Source organism: Parvibaculum sp. (assembly GCF_039973015.1).
Lineage (GTDB): Bacteria > Pseudomonadota > Alphaproteobacteria > Parvibaculales > Parvibaculaceae > Parvibaculum.
The window spans coordinates 575,609-602,004 of sequence record NZ_JBDWLT010000008.1 but is presented as its reverse complement, the minus strand read 5'-3'; the positions used below and the strand labels follow the sequence as shown (position 1 = coordinate 602,004).

Genomic DNA, 26,396 nt, shown 5'->3' with positions numbered 1-26,396 from the left:
ACCTTAACACGGCTTGTTCGCCTGTCCGCTCTCGCGGCGCCTTCAGTAGCAGCCATCCGCGTAGCATTTGAACTGCATCGGATTACCGCTCTCGCGGGGGCGGTCCTCCACCGGCCCCGCTTTCTCGCCATCGGCAAATTGGCGGTTGAAGGGCTGCCAGGGCTGGTCCTCGTCTTTCGACTGGCTGAGCGTCACCGTTGTGCCGCCCACGGTGATGGTCTTGCCGGTTGCGGCGTCGTCGGGCCGTCCGCCATAACTGCCTCCGTCGAGCCGCTCATAAGCTTCTTCTTCGCCGCCGCCCATATCCTCAGCCTTGATGCCTTCATCGTCGAGGCAGGTATTGATGAGCCCCTCTGCGGTGCAGGCGGCATGGGCGGGTTCCGGTGCGAAGCCGGGCGTCGCGAAGAAAAAAGCAGAAAGGGCAAAAAGCGCGGCGGCAGTTCGTATCATCCTCATCCTCGTCGGTGAGCGGAAGATTGATCAAGCCGCAGAATACGGGCCTTTTTGTCCCTGTGAAAGCGCTGACGCACACAGTCTTCGACAAATCCGAACATAAAGCTCGTTGAGTGAGCGTGACGCCCGGACCAAGCTCCCTTGCATGGAACCACGGCCCCCGATGCTCGTTATTGCGAAGGGGCGGCCCTTCAGGGGCAAGTTGGAGTAAGCAGCATGAACGCCACCGCTTCTGGATATAACCGGCTTGAACGCGGCTTTATCGCTGAACCCGGAAAGACGCCTGCTGGCGCATTTGGCCGCCGCGTCTATGGACGCCCGGCGCCTGCTCCGGCCCATGAACTCGAAGTAGAGACAATTCTGGCGCGCTGCCGTTCGCGCCGCGCGGATACCTCCCTGCAGAATGACCGGCCTCAGCGTTCGCGCCGCGCAAGCGAAGACATGCTGGCCTATATCGCAACCGGCCTGAGCCTTCTGGCGCTCTCCGCCGTTTCCGCCCTGCCGATGTTCTGAGGGATAGCACTATACGAAAGTACCGGCGGCAGGCTCACCCCCCCCAGAGCTTGCCATCGTTATGGCCCGCATTCTTCGGAATGCGGGCCTTTCTTTTGCTGCTGACATGAGTTTGCTATCCACCCTCCCCTCGGGGAGGGTCGAAATTCGTTTCGCGAATTTCGGGGCGGGGGCTCCGTCGCGCTTCCTCAAGCTCGCTCCAGTCAGAAGCGTCATCCTGGCCTCGTCATTGCGAGAGTGAGAGACGGTTCGCGTCAGCGAACGAAAAGGTCCGGTGGACCTTTTCGAGCATCGAACGCCCGGAGCGGAGCGAAGGGCCGAAAGCGACGAAGCAATCCAGGGGCGGCAGACACGAGAGCAAAGGGCCCCTTCCGGGAAAGTTCGTTTGGGGAGGGGTAAGCCGGACCGCATTGCGCCGGCCAAACCCTCAACTGTCATCCCGGCACTTGCCTGTCCCGGAGGAGGCCGGGATCACCGGACCCAATCCACGTCTCAAAGGTGATCAGCGTGTGTGGCAGGCTGACGAGCAGATCGCGCACCCATCTGCAGTTGGATAGATGCTTTTCGCGGCGGCCACGGCGGTCGAGCAGGAAGCGTGATCGCCGAGAGCGGTGCGGTTTGATGGCAACTTGTGACACGTCGAAACATGCACCTCGTGGTCGCCGTTATTCTGAGGTTCGTTGTTTACGAAGTAGTGAGCCATAGTCCTCATCCTTCTGGAATAGGGACTCAACTCGCTAACATGATTCGTACACGGATATAATAAGAATAAAGGTAAGTCAGGCTGTCTTACCCGCCGTCACATCTTCCGCATCACACAGACAAAACTCTCCACCGGCGCGCGCTTTTCCGTTCGCAACATGCCCGTGTCGAGCGACACCAGTGCGAAACCGAAGCGGCTGCCAAGCCAGCGCAGATAGCTCTCCGTATGCCGGAAGCGTCGCGTAGGTCCGACCTCGAAGCCGCGCAAGGCCGCTTCTTCCGATACGCCATCCGACTTTTCGGTCGAGAAGACAAACCATCCGTCTTGGGCGAGTTTCGCGGCAAGCGATGTGAAGAGCGGCGCGAGGTCGCCGAGATAGATCACCGTGTCGCAGGCAATGGCGAGCGAGAAGGGGCCCGCCTCCGCATCGAGGGTTGCGACGAGTTCGCCCGCGATGACGCGGCTGTAGAAGCCGCTCGCTTCCGCCGCCGCGCACATGCGGGGGGAGAGGTCGACGCCGAGCATGGTCCGGCAAATATCATTGAAGGCCGCGCCCGAAAGCCCGGTGCCGCAGCCGAGGTCGATGGCGTCGTGCGGCGCGCCCGCCGGAACGCCCGCGCGGTCCGCGGCCTCGCGCAGCAGGGCGGGCCCGCGATAGGCAAGCGTCTCCACCATGTGCCCGTCATAGCGCGGCGCATATCCGTCAAAAAGCGCGCGTACATAGGCAGCACTCGCCTTTGTCGGTGCGGGTTGCGCTTCGAGTTCGGCAAGCCGGATGCCCGCGCCGCGCCGGTCGCTCGCATCCTCTCCCTGCGACGAGCGGAAATGCCGTGCCGCGCGTTCCGGTTCGTCGAGCGAGGCCCATGCCTCGCCGAGCCGGAAATGCGCCTCCGCGCGTTCGTCCGCCTGCTGCGCGTTCTCGCCTGTCGAAATTCGCAACACCCGTTCGAGTTCGGCGATCGCGCGCGCCGTATCTCCCGCCGCCATGCGCGCCGCGCCCAGCGCCAGCAGCACCTCTGCCGAACGCCCGTCGAGATGGCTTGCCTCGTTGAGGGCTTCGAGCGCCTCCGCGTGCCGTCCTTCGAGGCTGCGTGCACGTGCGAGTACCGTCAGCGCCCTTGCGCTCGCGCGTCCCTCCTCCAGCAGCGCCTCGATGAGAGTGGCGGCCTCGCCGGGCTCGCCAAGGTCGATCACGCAATGGGCGAGCGAGGCGACGAGCCCCGCCGACCACCACTCCGCCTCCCGCGCCGATGCGGTTTCGCGCGCATGGGCAAGCGCACCCGTCCGCTCGCCTGCCGCGATCAGCCTCTCCATTGCCGAGAGCGGGTCTTCCGGGTCGCCCGTTTCGCCGGGTCTTGCTTCTTCCGTAAACGGAGGATTGACCGTCAGCGAAGCGGGGATATCCGCCGGGCGGTCCGGCTCGTTTTCAGTATCGTCCGAAACCGGGGACATCTTTTTTCCCGTCCATGAAAAGAGGCCGGACGGAGTTATCCCCGCCCGGCCTCGGATTTTATCCCCGCCCCCTGTTCATCCGCGAACAGGAGTGGCGGGTCGCGCCGCTTCCGGGCGCTTCGGGATATCCCCGGAAAGCGTCCCGAAAAAGAGCCCGGAAACGATATGTGACGTTATCGTGACGTTTCGATGACAGTCAGGCCGAAAAGGGCCGCTTTATCCCCGGCCTCAGCTTTTCAGTTCGCACTTGCCATTGTTGATGACGACGGCATCGCGCTCCTTCACGCGGGCCCGGAAGGAGATCACGCCCTTGTCCTTCCAGATGTCGACGGTCACCGTGTCGCCCGGAAAAACAGGGGCCGAGAAGCGCACGTCGAAGCCCGTGATCTGCGTCGGATCGTAATCGAGTGCGCCCGAGATGATCGCGCGGCAGCATGTTCCATACGTACACAGACCATGCAGGATCGGCTTGGGAAAACCGACGGCCTTCGCAAATTCCGGGTCCGAGTGCAGCGGGTTGCGGTCGCCCGAAAGACGGTAAAGCAGGGCCTGGTCGGGCTTCGTTTCCGCGTCCACACTCATGTCGGGTTCGCGATCGGGAAGCTGGTGCGGTTGCGGTGCGCCTTCGCGTGGGCCCCCGAAGCCGCCATCGCCACGCGCGAAAATCGTGGAGGTCAGTGTGCAGAGCTTGTCGCCGCCCTTCTCGCTGAGGTCGGTTTCGGTGACGATGATCGCGCCCTTGCCTTCGCCCTTGTCCCACGCGCCGAGAATGCGGCTGTCGGCGCTGAGCTTGGCGGCAATCGGAAGCGGTTTGTAGAGCTTCAGCTTCTGCTCGCCATGCACCACCATCGCGTAGTTGATGCCGCTGTCGCCGATGGCGCCCGCGCCCCATGCGACGACGGTCGCAAGTGTCGGTACGGTCTTCAGATTTTTTTCATAGACGAAAGGCAGTTCCTTTTCGTCCAGCGGGTCGCGCCCGAAGCCGATGCCAAGCGCATAAAGCATCGTCTCGCGGTCGCCATAGCTGAACTCCTGACCTTCCGCTTTCAGGCTCATCAGCTTGTCGTAATTGATTGCCATGTCCGGCCTCCCTTTGGATGCAGATCCGTTTCTTGGGCCATAGAAAAGCGGTTCCGCCAGCCTCGCGCAAGCGATCATTATGCCGGTGCAAGCGGTCATTTCCGGCGAATGGCCGGTGAATGGAAGTCAGGGTCAGCGCTCGCCGAGCACCTTCCAGAGGCTTGTCGCCGTCATCACGTCTTCATCGCCCACGCTGAACCTTGCGGAAACGAAAATGATCGCGCGCGTCGTGCGGTCGATGTGTGTGCGGCATTCAATGAAGTCGCCTGCCTTCGCTTCGGCCAGAAAGCTCGCCTGCAGGCTGAGTGTCACGCAACCTTTGCCGCCCGCGCCTCGATGCGCCGCACTGCCGAGAAAGGCGTCGGCGAAGGTCATCAGCATGCCTTCATGCACCGCGCCCTGGTCGTCGAGATGCCGCTCATCCGCGAAGAAGCCGAAGATGCGTTCGCCCTCCTCCTCGCGTTCGAAGAGCGGTCCCACATGGGCTTCGAAAGGATCGTGCAGCAGCGACAGCGTCCAGCCCTGCGGCGGCTCGACCGTCACCGGAGAGGGGATCGGCGTTCTCACTTCTCGTCCGTTCCCTTGATTGCGTAGACGCCCGTCGCCGTCATCAGTATGCGTGGTCCCACGCGCAGTTCACCGGAAATGAAAAGCACGGTGCGCGTTGCGCGCGTCACCTCTGCGCTTCCCTCCACTGTATCGCCTTTCTCGCCCGCGCTCACGAAGTCGCAATTGAGCGAGAGGGGCCGCACCGTCGCGCCTTCCGATTTTCCGGCGGCTGTCTCTTTCGCGACTGCGCCGAGCACCACCGATGCGAGCGTCATCATCATGCCGCCATGCAGCCTGTCATCGCCGTTCAGGTGATGGTCGGAGATCTCGAAGATGAAGCTGCCCGCTTCATTGCGGAGCACCGGCCCGGCATAGGCGCCGAAGCCGCTCGTATCGACCTGTCTTGAACTCATGAGGCAACCATCCGGGGGAAGAAGGAACTGAAGATGGAGCCCTATCTAGACTCTCGCGACCCCGGACACAAGAAAACGGCCCGCCGGGGGAGCAGCGGGCCGTCAGTTCAGTCTGCGAGGAGGTAAAGAACCCGATGCCGTCCCCCGGTGGGGGATGAGGGTGAGACGGCACCGGGCCTTTCGTGCGACGCGGCGGCTATGAGGGGGAGGGGAGGCCGCCGCGAAGAGGTATTGTCGGAGAGTTAAACGCCCGGCAGGGCATAGGGTTCCACGGCAATCCAGCGTTCCGGCACACCATATTTTTCGAGCGTGTCGGCGACCGTCTGAACGCGCTTTTCGGCTTCTCGCTGCGCCGAGATGTCGGAGGACATCATCGCCGCGTCGGAGGGCGCGACCGTAATGTCCTGGAGGCCGCGATAGGTGATCTCTTCGGCGGCGGCGCGCAGCGCCACTTCCGCCTCGTCATTCGTGCTGGTCCAGCCTTCCGCAAAATAGATCGGGTAAACCACACGCTCGCTATCGTTAACGCCATAGCCCGGTGTGCGCGGCGCGGCAGGGTCGATGGCGCTGACGGTGATCATGCGCTCTTCGATACCGGTCTCGCTCGCCGCCGCCGTCATATCGGGACGCGGCATGGGAAGCGGGTCGGATGCCGAGGCTGTGTTCGCCACCATCGCGGTTGCGATCGCAGTACTCAGGCCGAGGGCGGCAACGACTGTCAGCGGTTTCATTTTCTTGCCCTTCCATCTTCATGGACCCGGCAGGCACCTCAAGGCAGCCCGCCTTCAACACTCTCAATATGGACAACGAATGTGACCCTCATCGGGTTCACCCGGGGCGGTTACGGGGAATTTTCAAGGCAAGATTGAGGCACCCGCAAAATCCGCTATTAGCGCGCGTTCTGATCGGCATGCTGTTCAAAACTCAACAAAGCAGCTACCTCAACCCTACGGAATTTGACCGAGATTCCGCTTTGAAGGGTGTCGCCAGCCGTTTATGGTGCGCCTCAACTTGGCCGGAAACATGCCAAAAGGCGGCGAACGCCGGACCGGCCACAACACCCAACCGGCCTATTCATAAAGCCAGCTAACCCCTTCGGGAGACCGTCCATGTCCAGAGAAGCAGTCATCGTGTCGACCGCCCGCACCGGCCTTGCCAAGTCCGGCCGCGGCGGCTTCAACAACACCCACGGCGCGGCCATGGCCGGCCACGCGATCAAGCACGCCATCGAGCGCGCGAAGATCGACCCCGCCCAGGTCGAAGACGTCCTCATGGGCTGCGGCGCACCGGAAGGTGCGACCGGCATGAATGTCGGCCGCCTCGCGGCAATCTGGGCGGGCTGCCCCGTCACGACGTCGGGCACGACGGTCAACCGTTTCTGCTCCTCGGGTCTGCAGACGGTCGCCATGGCCGCCGGCCGTATCGTCAATGAAGGTGTCCCTTGCGCCATCGGTGCGGGCGTCGAGTCGATCTCGCTGGTGCAGATGGGCGGTCAGAACCTCAATCGCCTCACCGAAGAAAAGCTCATGCAGGAAAAGCCCGAGCTCTGGATGGCGATGATCGAGACCGCCGAAATCGTGGCCGAGCGCTATGGCGTCTCCCGCGAATACCAGGACGAATATGCGCTTCGCAGCCAGCAGCGCATCGCCGCTGCGCAGCAGAACGGCATTTTCAACGATGAAATCGTCCCGATGAAGACCAAGATGAAGGTCGTGAACAAGGAGACGGGCGAGGAATCGCTGGTCGACTACACGGTCGAGAAGGACGAATGCAATCGCCCGGAAACGACGCTCGAGTCGCTTCAGGGGCTGAAGCCGGTCTTCAAGAACGGCCAGAAGGTCAAGGAAGGCAGATACGTCACCGCCGGCAACGCCTCGCAGCTTTCGGACGGTGCCGCCGCCGTCGTGCTCATGGAGCGCAAGGAAGCCGAAAAGGCCGGTTCCGACATTCTCGGCGTCTTCCGCGGCTTCGCGGTTGCCGGTTGCGAGCCCGACGAAATGGGTATCGGTCCCGTCTTCGCCGTGCCGCGCCTGCTTGAGCGCCATGGCCTCAAGGTCGACGACATCGACCTTTGGGAGCTGAACGAAGCCTTCGCGAGCCAGTGCCTTTACAGCCGCGACCGTCTCGAGATTGACCCGGAGAAGTACAACGTCAATGGCGGCTCCATCGCCATCGGCCATCCCTTCGGCATGACCGGCGCGCGCTGCACCGGCCACATTCTGCTCGAAGGCCGCCGCCGCAAGCAGGCTGGCCAGAACGTGAAATACGGCGTCGTCACCATGTGCATCGGTGGTGGCATGGGCGCCGCGGGCCTCTTCGAATTCGCGTAAGCGAATTACGAAGAGCCAGCAAAGGCGCCCATTCAGATATGGAGAAAGCTGAAATCGCTGGCGCGATTTCAGCGGGCGCCGCGGGCCTCTTCGAATTCGCGTAAGCGACTTCAACGTCTGACAAACATGAAGGCCCGCGGGTTTCCCCGCGGGCCTTTTGCTTTGTGGTTGGAATATGGGCGAGACTGGCGGATCGTCTTGTTCCTGAGGGCCTCTGATATGAGCGAAACGGGGCGTATTCCGATGTCGCAGGCACGGGTTTTGTTGGGATGTGAGGCAGAATGCTGTCGGACAACACGAAGAAAAGCCTTGATCCCAAACTGAAGAAGCGCATTCGTCGTGCAATGCTCAGGGAGCGTTTGGCTGAAATGCCGGGCTTCAGGAAGGCAGTTCTTGCCGATCTTCGCGTACTCGCTTCCTCCTGGGATGAGCGGATCGACAATGAAACTTTCACGGCGAGTGTGATCTGGAAGACGATTGTTTATTGCTGGGAAACGGATGCTTTTCTTGCCCTGGTTCTCTACCGGCTCCGGGTATCGATGATGCGACGGCGAATACCCTTTTTGCCGCGGCTTATGGACAAGCTCTCAATGATGGTTGCGCAGGTCTGCATTGGCGACCCGGTCATCATCTACCCTGGTTTGCGCCTGCCCCATGGTCAGGTCGTTATCGATGGTGCCACTATTATCCAGTCCAAGGTCCGAATAAGACCGTTCGTCACAATCGGACTGAGAGAAGGAAACTATCAAGGCCCGACGATAGAACGCGGCGCATCAATCGGCACTGGAGCTCGCGTGATCGGGCCTGTCACATTGGGCAGGAATTGCAGTGTTGGGGCCAACGCCGTTGTCGTGAAGAACGTACCGGCAAACACCACGGTGGTCGGGATTCCGGCCCGGCCGCTCGAAAAAGGCAAGCAAAGCGAAAATCTGGAACAGCAGAATGACATCGACTGAGTGGACGCGGTACAAGCAGAATCGGAGAGAGCAACTGGCGCAGCTCGGGTTGCGAATAGCTGAAATGCCGGGGTTCAGGGAGGCTGTCCTCGCCGATATGCGGATTGAGGCCGCATACAGGGGCATACCCGTTGGCGACAGAGAGTTTTCGATACGGAACATCCGTCTGATGATGTTTCTTTGCTGGGAGACGGATGCCTTTTTCGCTCTCCTTTTATATCGCCTGCGAACCTCTCTCAGGCGCAGACGTGTTCCGGTTCTTCCACGCTTGCTGGACAAGTTGTCCATGATGATCGCGCAGGTTTGCATCGGCGATCCTGTCATCATCCACCCGGGCGTGCTGTTGCCACATGGTCAGGTCGTTATCGACGGTTTAACCGTCATTCACTCGAAAGTGGTTGTGCGGCCATTTGCGGCAATTGGTCTCTTGGAGGGAAACTATCAGGGGCCGACAATTGAGAGCGGAGCTATGATTGGACTCGGGGCCAAGGTTCTGGGCCCTGTTACACTCGGACAGAACTGCAAGATAGGCGCCAATGCAGTGGTGCTCGCGAATGTCGGTGCCAATGCGACGGCGGTGGGTATGCCAGCGCGCACCGTCAAACAAGAAAACCGGAATAGCGCTCGGGAAAAGCCTCCGGGCTGAAGAACCAGCTCTCGATCGCATAACGGTCCTTCGTCATTTCGGCAGATGATGCTGTGCGATGAAGAAAGAATTGATCGAAAATGAGGGCGTCCCCCACTTCGAATTTTGGCCTTACAATCTCCCCGGGATAGGTTTGCTGCACGAGGTCATCGCTGATGGACCACTTGAAGTGGGCGCCATCGGTGCCTGTTGGCATCAAGCCGATACGCCGCGGCAATATGTCGAGGCCCGGGGCATTCTCTCCACAATCTGTAAGAGCCAGCCAGACGTTCAAAGTTTTGACATTCGCGCCAAGAAAGGCGCCATCTTGATGCCAGCCTCCACATCTTTCCATGGGAGGTTGCCTTCGTAGAACTGTCTTGCTGAGGGAGAGCGCAGGCCGCTCACCGATATACTGCGTAATTAATTCGGTCAGGCCGGTTCGCCGTATGATCTCGATCCAAGTGGAAAAGTTCTTCGGAGAATCCGCAGCAAATATCGATGTCGGGTAGTTCCCCATGGCTATGCGCTGTTTATTGAGTTCTTTCTTTTGCTCTTTGTCTGGCAGGTCGGAAAACGGCGCGTACCATTGTGTGGGGGTGTTTGATTTGTCATACGTTTGCTTGTCAGCAAGAGTGCGATCAATCGCTTTTCGCAAATATTCGGCACATTGTGCTGGCAAAAGACCCTTTACCCACACGCATCCTTGCGAGTTGATGTCCTGGGCAATGCGGTCGAGGCTCAGATCTTCTACTTTCGTAGTGCGGAGTTGTCCGCTCGGCTTTGAGGTTGCTTCAGACGGGGCAAGAGGACTGCGAGCGCAGGCGGTGAGGCCCGCGCTCCGCTCATGGAAGGAAAGATGCCGAAGCCTCAGAAGTTCTTTTTCCACCGGAAGAGTTGGAAGCAGGCGTTCAAACGCCTGCAGGCGGGCTACACTCAGCACAGAGTTATCTTTTCTTTGCAGAAGACGGACAGCGGCGCGACCCAACTTGCCGGTGAGCCATCCGGTGGAAATGTTCAGCCTCCCCATCGCGTTCTCCCCCTGTGCTGCTGCCTTCCGTTACTCTGCAGCATGAGCTGTTCAAAAGACTACTTGTTATTTTCTCCCGATGTCGGGGAGTAGCTCCAGTCGTTGCCGGTCGAAGAAGTTGGTTCGACCAATGCAGTGATTCCAGTAAAAGGCTAGCTGCGAAATGTCGAAATCGGGATCAATATCGCACTCGCCCCTGCGAATAATTACGGAGGTTGAAAATACGCGTATTTCAGGAAACAGAAGTGGCTTGCGGGTGCTGGCCAGCATGATCTCTATGATAAGATTTGAAAGCGGCGCGCGCTCGCCAACCATTTTTTCGAAGGCACCGGTGGCATCGGGCACATGTGCCCATCCCCAGTCCTCAATGATATACAGGCCGCCCGGCCTTAGCTTTGGAAACAGGAAGTTAAAGGATGTTTTCGTTTCCTCCAGCATGTGCGAAGCGTCATCGATAACCAGATCAAGTGGCGCGTCGCCCAACTCTTCGTCGCAGATTTCCTGGAGCCTCTGTGTGTCGGCTTGGTCGACTCCGAAGTAGGGGCGGATGCTTCCTGCATTCGCGCCGGTGTTCATGTAGTCTCTGAAGCCACGTCTCGGTTTCTTCATAAAGTCGATGGCCACAAGCTTCGCCGGCCTCAGCAGCTCATTGAAAAACGCAGTGCTGCCACCGCGGAATATGCCTAGCTCGAAGATGTGCTGTGCCGGGAACCCCGCAAGCAGGTCCATGTAGGTATCGACCATCTCTCTGGTCTTGCCCAACACCAGTCCATGATCTTCCTTGAGCGCAATCAGATCGTTCAAGCCGACGATCAACTGGAATTGGGTATCGTTGACCAGAAGGCCCTTGTCGTTCCAGACGATACTCATAGTCTCTTGCGCTCCCCCTGAGAAATCCGAAGGCAAGGTACAGGAGCTGGGGAGATTTGGGCAACTGCGAGTTAACCAGCCCGGTCGCACGGCGAAGTCATCAAGAATCGACCGATTGAACGGTCGGCTGCTCCCCGTCTATGTTTCTCGGGAAATAGGGAGAGGGACCATGCGCTACTTTGACGATTTCGTCCTGGGTGAACGCCACGATATTCCTGTGCGCTACGAGCTGACGAAGGACGAGATCGTCTCCTTCGCGCAGAAGTGGGATCCACAGCCGTTTCATGTCGATGAGGATGCGGCCGCGAAGTCGGTATACGGCACTTTGACGGCGTGCGGTACGCATGTGCAGGCGATTGTGCTCTGGCTCGCCTCGCGTCTCCCCGAGGAGACGGCGGTGATCGGCGCACTGGGCTATGATGAGATACGCTTCCTCAAGCCCGCACGGCTGGGTGACACGCTCCGTCTCGTCATCGAATGTATCGAGACCAGGCCATCATCGTCGAAGCCTGACCGTGGCGTGGTGAAGAACCGCCACATCCTGATGAACCAGAACGATGAAACCATCTTTACCCAGACGACGACGCTTTTGATTGCTCGAAAGTCGTAGGGTTCAGAGCCCCAGCACCAGCTTCGCCATGATGCCGCGCTGAACCTCGTTCGAGCCGCCGTAAATCGAGGCTGCGCGATTGTTGAGATAGGTCGGCATGAAGACCATGCCTTCCGCGGGACCTATGGGTTCGACGTTTGATCCCGGCGTTCGTGCGTCGTGCTGGTCGGCGCCCGCGTAATAGGCGATTGTCTCGATGGCAATCTCGTCAAGCCTCTGGCGCATCTCGGTGCCGCGTGTCTTCAGCATCGACGAGGCAGGCCCCGGGTTTTTGCCGCCTGCAAGTTCGGCCATCACGCGATGCTCGGTCATCTCCATCGCCTTCACTTCGATGGCAGCCTCCGCGATCTTGCGCGCGAAGATCTGATCGTCGATCAGCCGCTGGCCGTCGCTCGATCTTTCGCTGGCAGCAACGTCCCGAATTTTCTCGATGCCGACTTCAAGCGAGGCCGCGAAGGCGCCGCCGCGTTCAAACTCGAGAAGATATTTTGCAACCGTCCAGCCGTCATTTTCGTCACCCACGCGGTTCGCTTTCGGCACGCGCACATCGTCGAAGAAAACCTGGTTCACTTCGTGCTCGCCAGCAAGAGTGATGATCGGCTCCACCTTGATGCCTGGCGTGTTCATGTCGAGCAGCAAGAAGGTGATGCCCTGTTGAGGCTTTCCGGTCCCGTCCGTTCTCGCCAGGCAGAACATCATGTTCGCAAAATGCGCATGTGTGGTCCAGATCTTGGTCCCGTTCAGCACATAATCGTCGCCGTCACTCACCGCTTTGAGTTGCAGCGAAGCGAGATCCGATCCTGCGCCAGGCTCCGAATAGCCCTGGCACCAATAGTCTTCACCGGAAAGAATGCGCGGCAGGTAATAGTCTTTCTGTTCCGGTGTGCCGAACTTCATCAGCATCGGTCCGCACATTCGCAGACCCATCGGCGAGAGCCCCGGTGTGCCGTAGCGTGTGCATTCCGAGGTCCAGATGTATTTCTGCATTTCGGTCCAGCCTGTGCCGCCATACTCCACCGGCCAGTTCGGCGCGACCCACCCCTTCTTGTAGAGGACCTTCTGCCAGGCGAGGTTCCACTGCTTGTCGGTGAAAACCGAGGTCGTGAGTTTGCCCGCTTCAGCAAGCTCCGGTGTCAGGTTTTCGTCGAGAAAGGAGCGCACTTCGTCGCGGAATGCGGCGTCCTCCGGTGTCAGGTCGAGGTTCATTTTCTTTTTCTGCTTTGGCTGTCCGAACGAATTAGCGAAGACAGTCTGTCGATACTCCCATGCGGCGGCAAGCCTGATGCGCAGGTGAATTTTTGGCAAAGCGCATTGCAAGGCCAGCCGTTCTGGCGAGTGCGCGCACGGCCGGGCGCACCATTGGCCTTGCCGCTGGTGAAACGGCAACGCCGCACTGGTTTTGCATTTCCTTCGGCAGAAGATCGATTGCCGCCTGCGTGATGAGCCGCTGCACGGGCTTGCCGGCGCTCCCGAGAGGCGTCGCATTGCGCACGAGTTCGAGAAACTCATGCACCGTCTCGTTCGCGTAGAGCTTCGGCGTCATCTCCGCCATATAGGCGTCCATCTCCGCCTTCGAGGTCGGCACCCATTCCGCGCCGAAGCCCTTGCCGATCACTGTGCCCTCGCGGTAGTAGCGGTCTTCGTCTTCGCGCGACAGCCCGGGGTGAGCGTAACGCTTATAGGCATTGAGGAACCCCCACCCCGCAGTCACATGCACCCATGTGAGCAGGGCAGGGTCCATCGCCTGATAGGCTTCACCGTCATGCGTCGTACCCGTCACGCGTTGATGCATCCGCGTTACCCGGTCGAATGTCTGCTGCGCCATTTTCGTCGGGCCGTAGGTGACCGCTGCTGCCGCCATGCCGGTGCGCTCCATCCGGCGTATCGGATCGACCTTGAATGTCGAATGGTCCCAGACGCCCGCGCGCACATGTTTTTCGGCAAGCTCCAGAATGACGGCGGTGATGCCGCCGACCGCGCTGACAATCGGGTTCGCACTCACTTTCCAGCCCATCGAGTTCGGGCCAAGCAGGCCCGGATCGCCCTCGGGCTTCGTGAAATCCAGCGTCGGGATCGGGCTCGAGTAGTCGCGCTGTGCAGGTGCTTTCGCGCTCTCGCGCTTCAAGGTCGACGCGGCGGCTTCTCCCTGAATTGGCATGCTGGCTTCACTCCCGTTTTGCGTTTTGTCCCGCACCATCAATATAATCCAAGTAATTACTCGGAAAACTCGGGTTTGGAATGGCCTCCTGCCGCCCTTGCCAGGGAACCGCTGAAAGTCGCCAAATGCCTGATCTGAAACCGAAAAAGCGACCAAAACAGGCCCGCTCCAGGGCTAGTTTCGACGCCATCGTCGATGCGGCTGCTCGGCTTTTGCGGGAGCGAGACTACGAAGCGTTGACGACGAACCGCATCGCCGAGCAGGCGGGTGTTGGCATCGCGACGCTTTATGAGTTCTTCCCCAACAAGGAAGCAGTCGTTGCAGAACTCGTCGCGCGCCTCATGACGCGGGTTGAAACAAACATGGAGCAGGCCTTTTCGGAAGCCTCCGGCATGGAGCCCTGGCCCGCCGTCGCGCATATGACGCGCCGCGCCGTCGGATCGCTTGTCGATGAGCGCGACGTCTTCCGGGTCTTGCTCCGGCAGGTCCCTTTCGTCCCGATGCTTCCCGCCGTGGTGGAAACGCGGGCCGCGCTCGCCGCCCTGTCGCAACGTGTGCGCATCCATGCCGCGGGGGCCCTCGACCTGCCGATGCCCGAAGAGGATGCCTGGCTCATCTCCGAAATGCTCTACAACGCAATCCTTGAGGTCGCTTTCCTCGATGTGAGCGAAAGAAAACGCGCCGAACTCACGAAGGAGTTGGCGCGTCTCACTTACCGCATGGCCGTCGGCCGCGACCCGGAGGCAGGTTAGGCTTCAGAGCCCCAGCACCGCCTTCGCCATGATATTGCGCTGAACCTCGTTCGATCCGCCGAAGATCGTTTGCGCGCGGGTGTTGAGATATTTCGGCATGACCATCAGTGCATGGTCCGGCCCCACGGGCTTTTCATTCGCGCCCCATGTCCGCGCTTCCATCACATCCGGCTGTGCGTAATAGGCAATTGCCTCCACGGCGAGCTCGGTGATCTTCTGGTTCGTATCTGCGCCCTTGAGCTTGATGATCGAGGCAGCAGCGCCGGGGTTCTGTCCGTTCGAGAGCTGCGACATGATGCGATGTTCCGTGAACTCCACCGAGGTCACTTCCACTTCCGTTTCGTCCACCTTGCGCCGGAAGGCCGGATCGTCGATCAGCTTGCCGCCATCGCCATGTTCCATGCCCGCCATCACGCGCAGCTTGTTCAGTGCATTGCGGAGTGCCGCGCCATGCGCCGCGCCGCCTCGCTCGAATTCGAGAAGGTACTTCGCGACCGTCCAGCCATTATTCTCGGCGCCGACGCGGTTCTTCTTCGGAACGCGCACATCGTCGAAGAAAACCTGGTTCACTTCATGGTCGCCCGCCAATGTGATGATCGGATCGATGGTGATGCCTTTGCCGGGAAACTCGTCGATCAGGATGAACGAGATGCCTTCCTGCTTTTTCTCGGCGTTCGGGTTGGTACGCACGAGGCAAAACATCTTGTTCGATTGATGCGCCCCTGTGGTCCAGAGCTTGGTGCCGTTGACGATGTAGTCGTCACCGTCGGATTCGGCGCGGCATTGCAGGCTTGCAAGGTCCGACCCCGAGCCAGGCTCCGAGTAGCCCTGACACCACCAGTCCGTGCCATCGAGAATGCGCGGCAGGTAGTGAGCCTTCTGTTCGTCCGTGCCATGTCCCATCAGCGTCGGGCCGACCATGGAAAGCCCCATGTTGGAGCCGGCAGGCGCGCCCGCCGCCGCGCATTCGGAGGCCCAGATGAAGCGCTGCATCACGTTGAAGCCGGCGCCGCCATATTCCTTCGGCCAGCTCGGTGCCGCCCAGCCGCGCTTGTAGAGACGCTTGAGCCATTCCACGCGCAGATCCTGGTCGGCAAGAATGCCGGGCGTCAGCCGCGCATGAGCTTTCAGGTCATCCGTCAGGTTTTCCTTGAGAAATGCCCTTACCTCGTCGCGAAAGGCGACATCCTCGGGTTTCATGGCGAGATCCATCCCCGTCCCTCCTCTTATTGTTTTCGGCATTGCCGGTTGTTGGCGCAGAGAATAAGGGCATTGCTGCCTGCCGTCACAGACAATTTGTCAGCTACCTCTGCACATGGACGAACAGCGCCGGGAGGAGCAGGCAGGGGGAACCCGCGTGTTCCGCCGGCGTTCCATTCAAGGCGGGGGCGTCAAAGGAGAGGAGAGCGCCATGCCTCGCGGCGACAAGAGGGCATATACGGATAAGCAGAAGCGCAAGGCCGAACATATTGAAAAAGGGTACGAGGAGCGCGGCGTCAAGAAGGAAGAGGCCGAACGTCGCGCCTGGGCCACCGTCAACAAGGAGGAAGGCGGCGGCAAGAAGTCAGGTTCGGGCCGTGGCACGGAGGACAATAAATCCGCATCGAAGAAGGGCGGACGAAAGGGCGGTGAGGCGTCGGCAAACCGTCCCGCATCGGAACGTTCCGCTTCTGCGAAGAAGGCGGCCGCGACGCGCAAGAAAAAGGCGGCAGGCTGAAAAAAAACCAGGCTCGCGTGCCATTTCACCCCGATTGGCGCGCGAAATCCGGCGGCCTTGCTGTACACTGATCGCGATATCGTTTTCGCGATTCGAGGGGTTTCTGTTCCGATTGGCCGCAATGCGCGTGCAGTCGGCCCTGTTCTTGGCAGGACCCGCATGAGCATTGGTGTTTCGGGATGGATTTTGCCAACCAGATCATTCTGGTTTCAGCAGGTCTGATTACCTTTTCGATCTTCGCGGGCGTTCTGTCCTCGCGGATCGGTGCCCCGCTGTTGCTCGTCTTCCTTGCCTTCGGGATGCTTGCGGGCGAGGACGGCCCGGGTGGCATCGTTTTCGATGATTTCGCGGTCGCCTATCTCGTTGGCTCATTCGCGCTTGCGCTGATCCTGTTCGACGGTGGCCTGCGCACGAACCGCGAGGCGCTGAACCGTGCCTTCGGGCCGAGCCTCGCGCTTGCCACCATAGGCGTTGTGCTGACGGCAGGGCTCACAGGCGTCGCCGCAAAATTTCTCTTCGGTCTCGGCTGGATCGAAGCCTTCCTGCTCGGTGCCATCGTCGGCTCGACCGATGCCGCAGCGGTTTTCTTCCTGCTTCATCTGCGCGGTCTGCGCCTCAAGACGCGCGTCGCCGCCACGCTTGAAGTCGAGTCCGGCATCAACGATCCGATGGCGATCTTCCTTACCCTTGGCCTTGTAGGCTTCGCCGCCGGCGCACACAGCGTGGCAAATACCAGTGACGCAATCGGATTCCTTCTGGATTTTCTCTGGCAAATGGCCGGTGGCGGTCTGTTCGGTGCGGCTGGTGGCGCACTCGTTCTGCGGGCCATAAACCGCTTGCAGCTCTCATCAGGCCTTTACCCGATCCTTACGGGCGCGCTCGCGCTGCTGGTGTTTGCGCTCGCGCAGGCGGCGGGCGCGAGCGGTTTCCTCGCGATCTTTCTCGTCGGTTTCACTATCGGCAACAACCAGCATCGTGCGACAAGCGAAATAGCCCGCTTTTCCGATGGCGTCGCCTGGCTCGCCCAGATCGTCATGTTCCTCATGATGGGATTGCTGGTCACGCCCTCGGCGCTTGTCCCGATATTCCTGCCCGCACTCGCTGTCGCGCTTGTACTCATCCTCGTTGCGCGTCCAATTGCCGTATGGGCCTGCCTCGCCCCCTTCAGCTTCACCCCGAAGGAAACGGCTTTCGTGTCATGGGTTGGCCTGCGCGGCGCCGTGCCGATCTTTCTCGGGACGATCCCCGTGCTGTCGGGCGTCGAGGATGCGGAAGTCCTGTTCAGCATCGCCTATGTCATCGTTCTCGTCTCGCTCATCCTTCAGGGCTGGACGGTGCCTCTGGTCGCGCGCCTGGCCGATGTCGAACTGCCCCCGCGCCCCATGCCGGACCGGCGTGTCGAGCTCGACCTGCCTGCGGGCAAAGGAAAGAGCGTCGTCGCTTATACAGTCGACCCGATGAGCCTTCTCGCGCGGCGCGGTGTGAACCGCTTGCCGCTCCCCATGGGCACAACGGTCATCTCCGTGATGCGCGAGGGTGTGGTCCGCACCGAAGGCCTCGATCAGGGTGTACAGCCGGGCGATGTCGTGATGATCCTCACCACCGCCGACATGATCCCCACGCTGGATCGTCTTTTCGGCGCCCGTCGGGCGCGTACCCGCACAAAAGATGTCGGCACGGTCGATTTCGTGCTGGAGGGAACGGCAAGTGCCGCTCTGGTTGCCGATATCTACGGGCTTGCCTTCGAGGCGGAAGAGCGTGAACTCACGCTGGAGCAGTTCATGCGCTCCCGCCTCGGCAAGGAGATCAAGGAAGGCGAGCGCACCCGGGTGGGCGGCGTTGCCCTTACGGCGCTTCAGGTGCGCGATGGTGCGGTTCAACAGGTTGGCCTCGATCTCGATCCGCCCGTTGAGGAAAGCCTGCTCAAGAAAGTCCAGATGCGCTGGCGCGAAGCGCTCAGGGCTCTGCGGGATCTCTTCATTGCCGACGACCCTCGCGGTCCTTTCTGACGCCCGGGCCTCGTAACGGTTGGTTGGGAGATGCTGGAGCGCTAGAGTGCGCCCCAACGAAAAACAGTCAGGAAGGCATCGGTCATGGATCTCGGTCTCAAGGGCAAAAAGGCAATCGTCACCGGCGGCACGCGCGGCATCGGTCGCGCCATCGCTGAAACGCTCGCGTCGGAGGGCGTCGATATCGCGATCTGCGCCCGCAATCAGGATCAGGTGGATGAAGCCGTTGCCGCGCTTTGCAGCAAGGGCATCAAGGCAACAGGCGGCGTTGCCGATATCGCCGATGGCGAGGGCCTGAAGAAGTGGATCGCCGACATGGGCGAGGCAATGGGCGGCATCGATATTCTCGTCGCCAATGCCTCCGCGCTCGCAAACGGTAATGACGAGAAGTCCTGGCGCGCCTGTTTCGAGATCGACGTGCTCGGCGCGGTCAATGCCTTCGAGGCCGCGCTTCCCTTCCTCACGGAAGCTGCGAAGAAGTCGGGCGACGCTTCCGCCACCTTCATCTCCTCGATCTCTGCCGCCGAAAACGATAACGCCAACGCCTATGGCGCGCAGAAGGCCGCTCAAATTCATCTCGCAAAGGGCCTTGCCCGTCAGCACGCGGGCGATCATGTGCGCGTGAACACGGTTTCCCCCGGCACGGTCTATTTCAAGGGCGGTGTCTGGAACATGATCGAGGATCACATGCCCGACATGTTCAAGCAGGCCATGTCGCGCAACCCGACCGGCCGCATGGCGACCCCGCAGGATATCGCGAATGCCGCGGTCTTCCTCGCGAGTCCCGCTTCCTCCTTCACCACGGGTTCGAACCTCGTGGTCGACGGTGCGATCTCGCGGCGGGTGAACTTCTAGCCGAGTGCCATCCAGCGCTGCATTGTGCGGCGGGCGAATTCTTCCTGTGCACCGAGCGAGGCCCCGATCTGCGGTTCGATCAGGGCCTCGATCTCGGCGAGCGGCACATCGAGCGCTTTCGCGCGGAAGACGGACCATCCCTCAAGGATGTCTCGCGTCACTTCCAGATGAAACTGGAAGCCATAGGTCTTCTTGCCCATGCGAAAAGACTGGTTGGGGCAGGTCTCGCGCGTCGAAAGCCGCCGCGCGTTTTCCGGCAGGTCGAATGTGTCGCCATGCCAGTGCATGAGGCTTAGCCCCGGCGCCGCATCCGCGAGCAGCGCGTCGTTCGACGCCACCTTTTCCCATGTCTGCGGCAGGAAGCCCCATTCTTCTGCCTGCGTGAGCTTCTCTTTCATTTTATAGACAGGCGCGCCGAAGCTGCTCGCGACGATCTGCGCCCCGAGACAGACGCCCATCACTGGCTTTTCGCACTCATGAAAGGCGCGCACCAGATTTCGGGTCTTGTCGATGAAGGGATACTTCGCCTCCTCATAGACGCCCATCACGCCGCCGAGCACGACAAGTCCGTCGAAACCCTCCGGTATTTGCGGGACGTCGCGCGTTTCGCCCGTCGCGAGGTCGCGTTTCTCCACTGTGTAGATGATGTCGGCTGACGCGCCCGCGCGCGCGGCCTCGTCCAGCAGCACACCGGGCGGCGAATCGAGCGCATTCACGAGATAAAGGATGTGCATCTTGTCTGCGTCAGCCTGCGGCCGCGAACCGGTCGCTCGCCCTCACCATCACATCGACGATGCCGGGCTCCGTCGCCGTATGGCCTGCGTCCGGCACGATGTTGAGGTCGGCGTCCGGCCAGGCCTTCGCGAGCTCCCATGCCGTGAACATCGGTGTCACCACGTCATAGCGCCCCTGTGCGACCACGCCGGGAATACCCTTCAGCTTGCCGGCATTCTGGATGAGCTGGTCCTGGGGCTCGAACCAGCCCTGATTCATGAAGAAGTGGCACTCGATCCGTGCGAAGGCGAGGGCGAAGTGCCCGTCCGCGAAGCGCTTCACGCGCTCGGCGTCAGAATAGAGCGAGAGCGTCGTCCCCTCCCAGATGCTCCATGCCTTGGCGCAGGCGATCTTTTCGGCCTCGTTGTCGCCGGTCAGCCGTTTGTAATAGGCCGCCATGAGGTTGCCGCGCTCGGCTTGCGGGATCGGCTCGACGAAGCCTTCCCAGGCATCGGGGAAAAGGGCATCCGTCCCCTCCTGATAAAACCAGTCCAGCTCCCGCTTCCGAAGCGTGAAGATGCCGCGCAGGATGATCTCGGTCACGCGTTCGGGGTGCGTTTCGGCATAGGCGAGCGAAAGTGTCGAGCCCCATGAGCCGCCGCAGAGCTGCCATTTGTCGATGCCGAGATGTTCCCGGATGCGCTCCATGTCGGCCACAAGGTCCCAGGTCGTGTTCTCGGCAAGCTCCGCATGCGGCGTTGATTTCCCGCAGCCGCGCTGGTCGAACAGGATGATCCGGTAGGCATCCGGGTTGTGCGTTCGCCGCATCGTCGGGTTGCTGCCGCCGCCCGGTCCGCCATGCACGATGATGACGGGCTTGCCCTTGGGGTTGCCGCTCTCCTCAAAGTAGATCGTGTGCAAATCGGAGACTTTCAGCGTCCCGGTGCGATAGGGCTCTATCTCGGGGTAGAGGGCGCGGCGGTCGGCGGTCGTATCGGGCATGGTCTGTCCTTGGATACACGTGGCGGGTACGCGGCGGGGTCTGAATCAACTCATTGAATATGCATCGGAAAATCGCCTTCCCGCCAGCTTGAGGGGGCGGCGTTTACCATTTTTTTGCTTCTCGTCCCACACTACTGATTGACCTCGGGGAACAGACAGATACTATATCTGGACGCGCTGCGCCTCGCGGGGACCGACTCAAGGCGGCGGCGCAATCACAGAATTAAGCGAGTTCTGCCCGGCTTATGGGGCAGGAAGACGGCGAGGGTCTATCCGCTCGCCGGATAGCGACCTTTTGCCCGCTGAGATGCGGCGAAGCAGGGCAGACCGGGGATCAGAACATGCTGAACGACACGTCGAAAGCGGTAGATATGAGTGAGGTTGAGGCCAGCGTATCGGCAATCATCACGGGCGAGCGGGCGGTGAGCCGTGTGCGCAAGGAAGCGCGCGTTTCCTCCGAGCCTGAAATGCCGTTTGGCGATCAGGATCAGGCTGTGCAGACGCGCGGCCGCCATCGCGTGAAGGTCGATCACGGGCGCGATGCGCTGCTGACCGAGTTCGGCAAGGCGACGCTGCGCGACCGCTATCTGATGCCCGGCGAGTCCTATCAGGACATGTTCGCCCGCGTGGCCTCTTACTATGCGGACGACGCGGCCCACGCCCAGCGCCTTTATGACTATATCTCGAAGCTCTGGTTCATGCCGGCGACGCCCGTCCTGTCCAATGGCGGCACCAAGCGCGGCCTGCCCATTTCCTGCTTCCTGAACGAGGCGAATGACAGCCTTGAAGGCATCGTCGGCCTCTGGAACGAGAATGTCTGGCTCGCGGCCAAGGGCGGCGGCATCGGCTCCTATTGGGGCAATCTGCGCTCCATCGGCGAGACGGTCGGCGGCAATGGCAAGACGAGCGGTATCATCCCCTTCATCCGCGTCATGGATTCGCTGACGCTGGCGATCAGCCAGGGCTCGCTCCGCCGCGGCTCGGCGGCGGTCTATCTGCCGATCGATCATCCCGAAGTCGAAGAGTTCATGGAAATGCGCCGCCCCACGGGTGGCGATCCGAACCGCAAGGCGCTGAACCTTCATCACGGCATTCTCATCTCCGACGCCTTCATGCGCGCCGTTGAGGCCGACGCCGAATGGGCGCTTCTTTCGCCCAAGGACAAGGCTGTCCAGAAAACCGTTTCGGCGCGCTCGCTCTGGATCAGGCTTCTGACCTCGCGCATCGAAACCGGCGAGCCTTACATCATCTACAAGGACACGGTGAACAATGCCCGCCCCGAGCATCACAAGCTTGCGGGCCTCGAGGTCAAGACCTCGAACCTCTGCGCCGAAATCACCCTGCCCACCGGCAAGGACCACCTTGGCGAAGAGCGCACGGCCGTTTGCTGCCTCTCCTCGCTCAATCTCGAAACCTATAATGAGTGGCAGGACAATCCGGCGATCATCGAAGATGTGATGCGCTTCCTCGATAACGTCCTGCAGGACTTCATCGACCGCGCGCCGGACGATATGGCCCGCGCCAAATATGCCGCCGCGCGCGAGCGTTCCGTCGGCCTCGGCGTCATGGGCTTCCACTCCTTTCTTCAGGCCAACCGGATTCCCTTCGAGGGCGTCATGGCGAAGGTCTGGAACAAGCGCATGTTCGCGCGCATCAAGGAGGGCGTCGACGCGGCCTCGAAGGTGCTCGCCGATGAGCGCGGGGCCTGCCCGGATGCCGCCGATTACGGTTTCAACGAGCGTTTCTCGAACAAGACGGCGATTGCGCCCACCGCCTCGATCTCGATCATCACCGGTGGTACCTCGCCCGGCATCGAGCCCATTGCGGCGAACTCCTTCACGCACAAGACGCTCAGCGGCTCCTTCAACGTCCGCAATCGTCACCTGACGAAGCTGCTCGAACAGAAGGGCCGCAACGACGACGACACCTGGTCCTCCATCGTGACCTGCGGCGGCTCGGTCCAGCATCTCGACTTCCTCGACGATGACGAGAAGGATGTCTTCAAGACCGCCTTCGAACTCGACCAGCGCTGGGTCATCGAACATGCGGGCGACCGTGCGGAGATGATCGATCAGGCGCAGTCGGTGAACCTCTTCCTCGCTGCCGACGTGCACAAGCGCGATCTCCACGGCCTGCATCTCATGGCATGGAAGCACGGCGTGAAGAGCCTTTATTATTGCCGCTCGCTCTCGATCCAGCGTGCGGAAAAGGCTGAAGTCGTCTCGCTCCTGCCGGGCAAGGTGCTCGACGTCCTGACACTCGATCAGGTCGCCACCAACGCGCAGGAAGAGAACCAGTACGAAGAATGCCTCGCCTGTCAGTAAGGCGCTGAAATTATGGCCCGGTCGTCAGGCCGGGCCATTCTTGTCTCTGGTGCATCGCGCACAAGGAATCCAGACCATGTCCCTTCTCGAAGAACGTCACGTCTACAAGCCCTTCCGCTACCCCTGGGCCTATGACGCCTGGCTCACGCAGCAGCGCATTCATTGGCTGCCGGAGGAAGTGCCGCTGGCCGACGATGTGAAGGACTGGTCGAAGAACCTCACCGACGGCGAGCGCAACCTGCTCACGCAGATTTTCCGCTTCTTCGTGCAGGCCGACGTCGAGGTGAACAACTGCTACATGAAGCACTATTCGCGGGTCTTCAAGCCGACCGAAGTGCAGATGATGCTGGCCGCCTTCTCCAATATCGAGACGGTCCATATCTCGGCCTACAGCCATCTCCTCGACACCATCGGCATGCCCGAGGCCGAATACGAAGCCTTCCTGAAATATGAGCAGATGAAGTCGAAATTCGACTACATGCAGGAATGGGGCGTCGAAACGAAAGAAGACATCGCGAAGACGCTCGCCGTCTTCGGCGGCTTCACCGAGGGGGTCCAGCTCTTTGCTTCCTTCGCCATTCTCATGAACTTCCCGCGCTTCAACAAGATGAAGGGCATGGGCCAGATCGTGACATGGTCGGCCCGCGACGAGACGCTCCATACCGTCTCCGCCATGAAGCTCTTCCGCACCTTCGTGGACGAGAACCCGGAAATCTGGACCGAGAAACTCCAGCAGGACATCTACAAGGCCTGCGAAACCATCATCCATCACGAGGATGCCTTCATCGACCTCGCATTCGAGATGGGAAGCATCGAGGGCCTGTCGGCACAGGAAGTGAAGAACTACATCCGCTACATCGCCGACCGCCGCCTCGTGCAGCTCAACCTCCAGCCCATCTACCGTACGGAAAAGAACCCGTTGCCCTGGATGGACGAGATGCTGAACGGCATTGAGCACACCAATTTCTTCGAAAACCGCGCCACCGAATATTCCAAGGCATCGACGCGCGGCACATGGGACGAGGCCTTCGACTGAGTTTTGGAAAGGGGGGCGGGCGCGAAATGCCCGTCCCGCAGGCACTTTTCAACAGTTTTTCGCTCCGATGCCCGCCAAATATGAACTTATCGCTTGGCCGAATCGCGCGACTCAGTGAAACTCAAGCCGAACTTATCCGAGGGAATTCAAATCATGGCCACTAAACCCGCTGCCAAGAAGGCGCCTGCCGCCAAAAAGCCGGCTGCATCTGCCGCCGCTGCCAAGAAGCCTGCCACACCGCCGACGGTGCCGATGTCGAAGCTGATCGCCGAACTCGCCGAGAAGCATGACATGTCGAAGAAGGCGGCGACGGAACTCTTCAGCGACTTCGTCGAACTCACGGTGAAGAACCTGAAGAAGGGCAACAAGGTCCGCCTCACGGGTCTTGGCATCCTGCAGGTTCGCAAGCGCGCCGCCCGCATGGGCCGCAACCCGGCGACCGGCGAAGCCATCAAGATCAAGGCGTCCAAGAAGGTTGCCTTCCGCGTCGCGAAGGATCTGAAGGAATCGATCTAAGGCTTTCACGCCTGACGATCTTCTGAAGTCACGAGAGCCCGGCTCCCGAAAGGGGCCGGGCTTTTGCATGTCCGAATTCGGAAAATTGCCACAATGGTCACCTAGCTATGGACCATGCGCTGCCTTCTCGCCTCTCTGCTGTTCGTGTTTATCGCCACCGCGGCGCAAGCCGTCCCCGTCTGCGCCACCCGCGACGAGACCGCGCCTGCGCTTTCCCGTCTGCAGGATGCGATGGCGGAAGGCCGCTTCGTTGCCTACCAGCCGACGGAACTCAAAGTCTGGAACGGCAATCCGGTTCAGGCGAGCGAGGTTTCGATCCGCGAGGATCTCGAAGCGCTCCGCCCCTGGTTCGACAGTCTCGTCACTTATGGCGCGCATAGCGGCGCGGAACTCATTCCCGGCATCGCGCAAGACCTCGGCTTTCGCGCCGTCATCATGGGTGTCTGGAACCCGGCTGACGACCGCGAGGTCGAAAACGCCATCTCCGCGTGGGAATCCCATCCCGATATCGTCGTAGGTGTTTCGCTCGGCAACGAGATGGTCCTGTCGCGGCGCGGTTCGTGGAATGGTTACGCGCGTGCCATCGGCAAGTTCCGCGACCGTGCACCGGGCTTGCCCCTCACCGTCACCGAACCTTTCGCGCCCTTCCTCGACGACCCGGATGCCACGCCGGTCCTCGCGAAACTCGATTTCCTGGCCGTGAACGTCCACCCCGTTTTCGAGAAATGGTTCGCCGATGCGCCGCCCTTCAACTGGGCGGATTTCGTCGTGCAGGCGAGCGCGCGCCTGTCCGAAGAGGCTTTCTGCGGCCCCATCCTCGTCAAGGAGACGGGCATTCCCACCGCCCCGGAGGCGGAAGGCTTCACGCCGGAAAAGCAGAAAGCCTTCTATACCGAACTCGCGCGTCAGCTCCCGCCGTCGCGCGACCTCGCTTTCGTGTATTTCTCCGCATTCGACGCTCCCTGGCGCGTCTATGACGAAAGCGCGGTTGCAGGCTCGCATCCCGAAGAAGCCCATTGGGGCCTCTTCACCGAATCCCGCAAGCCGAAGCCCGTCATGCAGGCGGTGCCGAAGCTTTAGGCTTTCTTTTCGGCAGGTGCCTGCTCGTCGAGGGGGACGCTCGCCGCCGCCTTTTTGAATGCAGGCCGCGCCGACAGCCGCTCATAATATTTCACGACATTCGCAAATGGATCGAGGCTCACAAAGCCCTTCGCGAGATGCACGCTGTAGCCGACATTCGTGTCGACCGTGCTGAACCCGCTTTTCAACAGGTAGTCCCGATCGGCAAGCTGCCGGTCCACCACTTCGAGTGCCTTTTCCAGCCGCCGCGACTCGAGTTTCTGTACCACTGGCGAGCGGTCTTCCTTCGCAATAAACACTTTTTGCTGCACGAGGCTCGCCCCGTGCACGGCCATGGTCTCGGCATAATGCAGCCAGATCAGCCACTCCGCCCGTTCCGCATGTCCCGCCGGGCGATGCAGCTTGCTCTCCGGGTCGTAATGCTCGCCGAGATATTGCGCGATGGCGCCGGACTCGAATACGGATACATCGCCATCGACAAGGCAGGGCACGCGGCCCAGCGGCGAGACCGAGAGATATTCCGGTGTGCGCAAGCCTTCCATGCTGAAGGGAAGTTCCTTCAGTTCGAACTCGATCCCCATCTCATGGAGCAGCCAGAGCGAGCGCATCGAGCGAGATCCGTTGCAGTGATAAAGCGTGAGCATGGTGC

General features: G+C 60.8%; 27 protein-coding genes. 13 read left to right on the top strand and 14 right to left on the bottom strand.

Translation table 11 applies throughout. From position 1 onward, the window contains the following. Positions 1 to 42: 42 nt before the first annotated feature. Entirely contained in the window at positions 43 to 450 is a 408-nt protein-coding gene (locus tag ABJO61_RS09005; protein ID WP_348324159.1) for a hypothetical protein, read from the bottom strand. A 219-nt stretch (positions 451 to 669) separates the two neighbouring features. On the opposite strand from ABJO61_RS09005, the gene ABJO61_RS09000 reads away from it, so the two are divergent. Continuing rightward, positions 670 to 966 carry a hypothetical protein gene (locus ABJO61_RS09000; RefSeq protein WP_348324161.1) on the top strand — a complete coding sequence of 99 codons (297 nt, stop codon included), beginning with the start codon at positions 670 to 672 and terminating at the stop codon, positions 964 to 966. 799 nt (positions 967 to 1,765) lie between these two features. Here ABJO61_RS09000 and ABJO61_RS08995 read toward each other — a convergent pair. The 5 genes from ABJO61_RS08995 to ABJO61_RS08975 form a co-directional block, all read right to left on the bottom strand. Then, complete coding sequence (locus ABJO61_RS08995; protein WP_348330933.1) at positions 1,766 to 3,121, bottom strand: methyltransferase domain-containing protein; 1,356 nt, start codon at positions 3,119 to 3,121, stop codon at positions 1,766 to 1,768. A 228-nt stretch (positions 3,122 to 3,349) separates the two neighbouring features. Further along, the gene (locus ABJO61_RS08990; RefSeq protein WP_348324165.1) at positions 3,350 to 4,201 is read right to left on the bottom strand and encodes a MaoC/PaaZ C-terminal domain-containing protein; all 852 of its coding nucleotides are present in this window, start codon (positions 4,199 to 4,201) and stop codon (positions 3,350 to 3,352) included. A 132-nt stretch (positions 4,202 to 4,333) separates the two neighbouring features. Further along, entirely contained in the window at positions 4,334 to 4,768 is a 435-nt protein-coding gene (locus ABJO61_RS08985) for a PaaI family thioesterase (RefSeq protein ID WP_348324167.1), read from the bottom strand. Further along, positions 4,765 to 5,163 carry a PaaI family thioesterase gene (locus ABJO61_RS08980; RefSeq protein WP_348324169.1) on the bottom strand — a complete coding sequence of 133 codons (399 nt, stop codon included), beginning with the start codon at positions 5,161 to 5,163 and terminating at the stop codon, positions 4,765 to 4,767. The genes ABJO61_RS08985 and ABJO61_RS08980 overlap by 4 nt, the downstream gene beginning before the upstream one ends. A gap of 242 nt (positions 5,164 to 5,405) precedes the next feature. Then, positions 5,406 to 5,894: a hypothetical protein gene (locus ABJO61_RS08975; RefSeq protein WP_348324171.1), complete on the bottom strand. Its 489-nt coding sequence runs from the start codon at positions 5,892 to 5,894 to the stop codon at positions 5,406 to 5,408. A 378-nt stretch (positions 5,895 to 6,272) separates the two neighbouring features. On the opposite strand from ABJO61_RS08975, the gene ABJO61_RS08970 reads away from it, so the two are divergent. The 3 genes from ABJO61_RS08970 to ABJO61_RS08960 all read left to right on the top strand — a co-directional run bounded on the left by ABJO61_RS08970 (position 6,273) and on the right by ABJO61_RS08960 (position 9,095). Continuing rightward, positions 6,273 to 7,493: an acetyl-CoA C-acyltransferase gene (locus tag ABJO61_RS08970; protein WP_348324172.1), complete on the top strand. Its 1,221-nt coding sequence runs from the start codon at positions 6,273 to 6,275 to the stop codon at positions 7,491 to 7,493. 281 nt (positions 7,494 to 7,774) lie between these two features. Further along, positions 7,775 to 8,449 (top strand): hypothetical protein, encoded by a 675-nt coding sequence (locus ABJO61_RS08965; protein ID WP_348324174.1) that lies wholly within the window; start codon positions 7,775 to 7,777, stop codon positions 8,447 to 8,449. Next, positions 8,436 to 9,095 (top strand): hypothetical protein, encoded by a 660-nt coding sequence (locus ABJO61_RS08960; RefSeq protein WP_348324176.1) that lies wholly within the window; start codon positions 8,436 to 8,438, stop codon positions 9,093 to 9,095. The genes ABJO61_RS08965 and ABJO61_RS08960 overlap by 14 nt, the downstream gene beginning before the upstream one ends. Here the strand turns inward: ABJO61_RS08960 and ABJO61_RS08955 are convergent. Together ABJO61_RS08955 and ABJO61_RS08950 are read right to left on the bottom strand one after the other, a co-directional pair. Continuing rightward, on the bottom strand, positions 9,049 to 10,104 hold the full coding sequence (locus ABJO61_RS08955; RefSeq protein WP_348324178.1) for a phytanoyl-CoA dioxygenase family protein: 1,056 nt from the start codon (positions 10,102 to 10,104) through the stop codon (positions 9,049 to 9,051). The genes ABJO61_RS08960 and ABJO61_RS08955 overlap by 47 nt on opposite strands. Positions 10,105 to 10,170: 66 nt before the next feature. Further along, positions 10,171 to 10,974, bottom strand: coding sequence for a class I SAM-dependent methyltransferase (locus tag ABJO61_RS08950; protein WP_348324180.1), 804 nt, complete (start codon positions 10,972 to 10,974; stop codon positions 10,171 to 10,173). Positions 10,975 to 11,143: 169 nt separating this feature from the next. Here ABJO61_RS08950 and ABJO61_RS08945 point away from each other — a divergent pair, with 169 nt between their 5' ends. Beyond that, positions 11,144 to 11,584 carry a MaoC/PaaZ C-terminal domain-containing protein gene (locus ABJO61_RS08945; protein WP_348324182.1) on the top strand — a complete coding sequence of 147 codons (441 nt, stop codon included), beginning with the start codon at positions 11,144 to 11,146 and terminating at the stop codon, positions 11,582 to 11,584. 3 nt (positions 11,585 to 11,587) lie between these two features. Here ABJO61_RS08945 and ABJO61_RS08940 read toward each other — a convergent pair whose 3' ends face one another. Then, the gene (locus tag ABJO61_RS08940; RefSeq protein WP_348324184.1) at positions 11,588 to 12,790 is read right to left on the bottom strand and encodes an acyl-CoA dehydrogenase family protein; all 1,203 of its coding nucleotides are present in this window, start codon (positions 12,788 to 12,790) and stop codon (positions 11,588 to 11,590) included. A gap of 31 nt (positions 12,791 to 12,821) precedes the next feature. After that, positions 12,822 to 13,742 (bottom strand): oxygenase MpaB family protein, encoded by a 921-nt coding sequence (locus ABJO61_RS08935; RefSeq protein WP_348324186.1) that lies wholly within the window; start codon positions 13,740 to 13,742, stop codon positions 12,822 to 12,824. A 125-nt stretch (positions 13,743 to 13,867) separates the two neighbouring features. Between ABJO61_RS08935 and ABJO61_RS08930 the strand changes: the two genes are divergently transcribed. Then, positions 13,868 to 14,494 carry a helix-turn-helix domain-containing protein gene (locus tag ABJO61_RS08930; protein ID WP_348324188.1) on the top strand — a complete coding sequence of 209 codons (627 nt, stop codon included), beginning with the start codon at positions 13,868 to 13,870 and terminating at the stop codon, positions 14,492 to 14,494. 3 nt (positions 14,495 to 14,497) lie between these two features. Here the strand turns inward: ABJO61_RS08930 and ABJO61_RS08925 are convergent, their stop codons facing one another. Next, positions 14,498 to 15,706: an acyl-CoA dehydrogenase family protein gene (locus tag ABJO61_RS08925; RefSeq protein ID WP_348324190.1), complete on the bottom strand. Its 1,209-nt coding sequence runs from the start codon at positions 15,704 to 15,706 to the stop codon at positions 14,498 to 14,500. A gap of 199 nt (positions 15,707 to 15,905) precedes the next feature. Here ABJO61_RS08925 and ABJO61_RS08920 point away from each other — a divergent pair, with 199 nt between their 5' ends. From ABJO61_RS08920 to ABJO61_RS08910, 3 genes are all read left to right on the top strand, one after another. Beyond that, positions 15,906 to 16,211 (top strand): plasmid stabilization protein, encoded by a 306-nt coding sequence (locus ABJO61_RS08920; RefSeq protein ID WP_348324192.1) that lies wholly within the window; start codon positions 15,906 to 15,908, stop codon positions 16,209 to 16,211. 179 nt (positions 16,212 to 16,390) lie between these two features. Then, a complete protein-coding gene (locus ABJO61_RS08915; RefSeq protein WP_348330935.1) occupies positions 16,391 to 18,220 on the top strand; it encodes a potassium/proton antiporter in 1,830 nt (609 codons plus the stop codon). A gap of 84 nt (positions 18,221 to 18,304) precedes the next feature. After that, positions 18,305 to 19,075, top strand: coding sequence for an SDR family oxidoreductase (locus ABJO61_RS08910; RefSeq protein WP_348322915.1), 771 nt, complete (start codon positions 18,305 to 18,307; stop codon positions 19,073 to 19,075). On the opposite strand, the gene ABJO61_RS08905 is transcribed toward ABJO61_RS08910, so the two are convergent. Together ABJO61_RS08905 and pip are read right to left on the bottom strand one after the other, a co-directional pair. Beyond that, positions 19,072 to 19,809 (bottom strand): type 1 glutamine amidotransferase, encoded by a 738-nt coding sequence (locus ABJO61_RS08905; protein WP_348322917.1) that lies wholly within the window; start codon positions 19,807 to 19,809, stop codon positions 19,072 to 19,074. The two genes, ABJO61_RS08910 and ABJO61_RS08905, sit on opposite strands and share 4 nt — an antisense overlap. A gap of 10 nt (positions 19,810 to 19,819) precedes the next feature. Continuing rightward, positions 19,820 to 20,791, bottom strand: a complete 972-nt coding sequence (gene pip / locus ABJO61_RS08900) for a prolyl aminopeptidase (RefSeq protein ID WP_348322918.1) — start codon at positions 20,789 to 20,791, stop codon at positions 19,820 to 19,822. A gap of 341 nt (positions 20,792 to 21,132) precedes the next feature. Here pip and ABJO61_RS08895 point away from each other — a divergent pair, with 341 nt between their 5' ends. From ABJO61_RS08895 to ABJO61_RS08880, 4 genes are all read left to right on the top strand, one after another. Next, a complete protein-coding gene (locus ABJO61_RS08895) occupies positions 21,133 to 23,115 on the top strand; it encodes a ribonucleoside-diphosphate reductase subunit alpha (RefSeq protein WP_348322919.1) in 1,983 nt (660 codons plus the stop codon). A 76-nt stretch (positions 23,116 to 23,191) separates the two neighbouring features. Beyond that, the gene (locus ABJO61_RS08890; protein ID WP_293337089.1) at positions 23,192 to 24,151 is read left to right on the top strand and encodes a ribonucleotide-diphosphate reductase subunit beta; all 960 of its coding nucleotides are present in this window, start codon (positions 23,192 to 23,194) and stop codon (positions 24,149 to 24,151) included. A 153-nt stretch (positions 24,152 to 24,304) separates the two neighbouring features. Beyond that, positions 24,305 to 24,667 (top strand): HU family DNA-binding protein, encoded by a 363-nt coding sequence (locus tag ABJO61_RS08885; protein WP_348322920.1) that lies wholly within the window; start codon positions 24,305 to 24,307, stop codon positions 24,665 to 24,667. A gap of 114 nt (positions 24,668 to 24,781) precedes the next feature. Then, positions 24,782 to 25,747: a hypothetical protein gene (locus ABJO61_RS08880; RefSeq protein WP_348330937.1), complete on the top strand. Its 966-nt coding sequence runs from the start codon at positions 24,782 to 24,784 to the stop codon at positions 25,745 to 25,747. On the opposite strand, the gene ABJO61_RS08875 is transcribed toward ABJO61_RS08880, so the two are convergent. Beyond that, positions 25,744 to 26,391 (bottom strand): glutathione S-transferase family protein, encoded by a 648-nt coding sequence (locus tag ABJO61_RS08875; protein ID WP_348330939.1) that lies wholly within the window; start codon positions 26,389 to 26,391, stop codon positions 25,744 to 25,746. The two genes, ABJO61_RS08880 and ABJO61_RS08875, sit on opposite strands and share 4 nt — an antisense overlap. Positions 26,392 to 26,396: the final 5 nt, after the last annotated feature.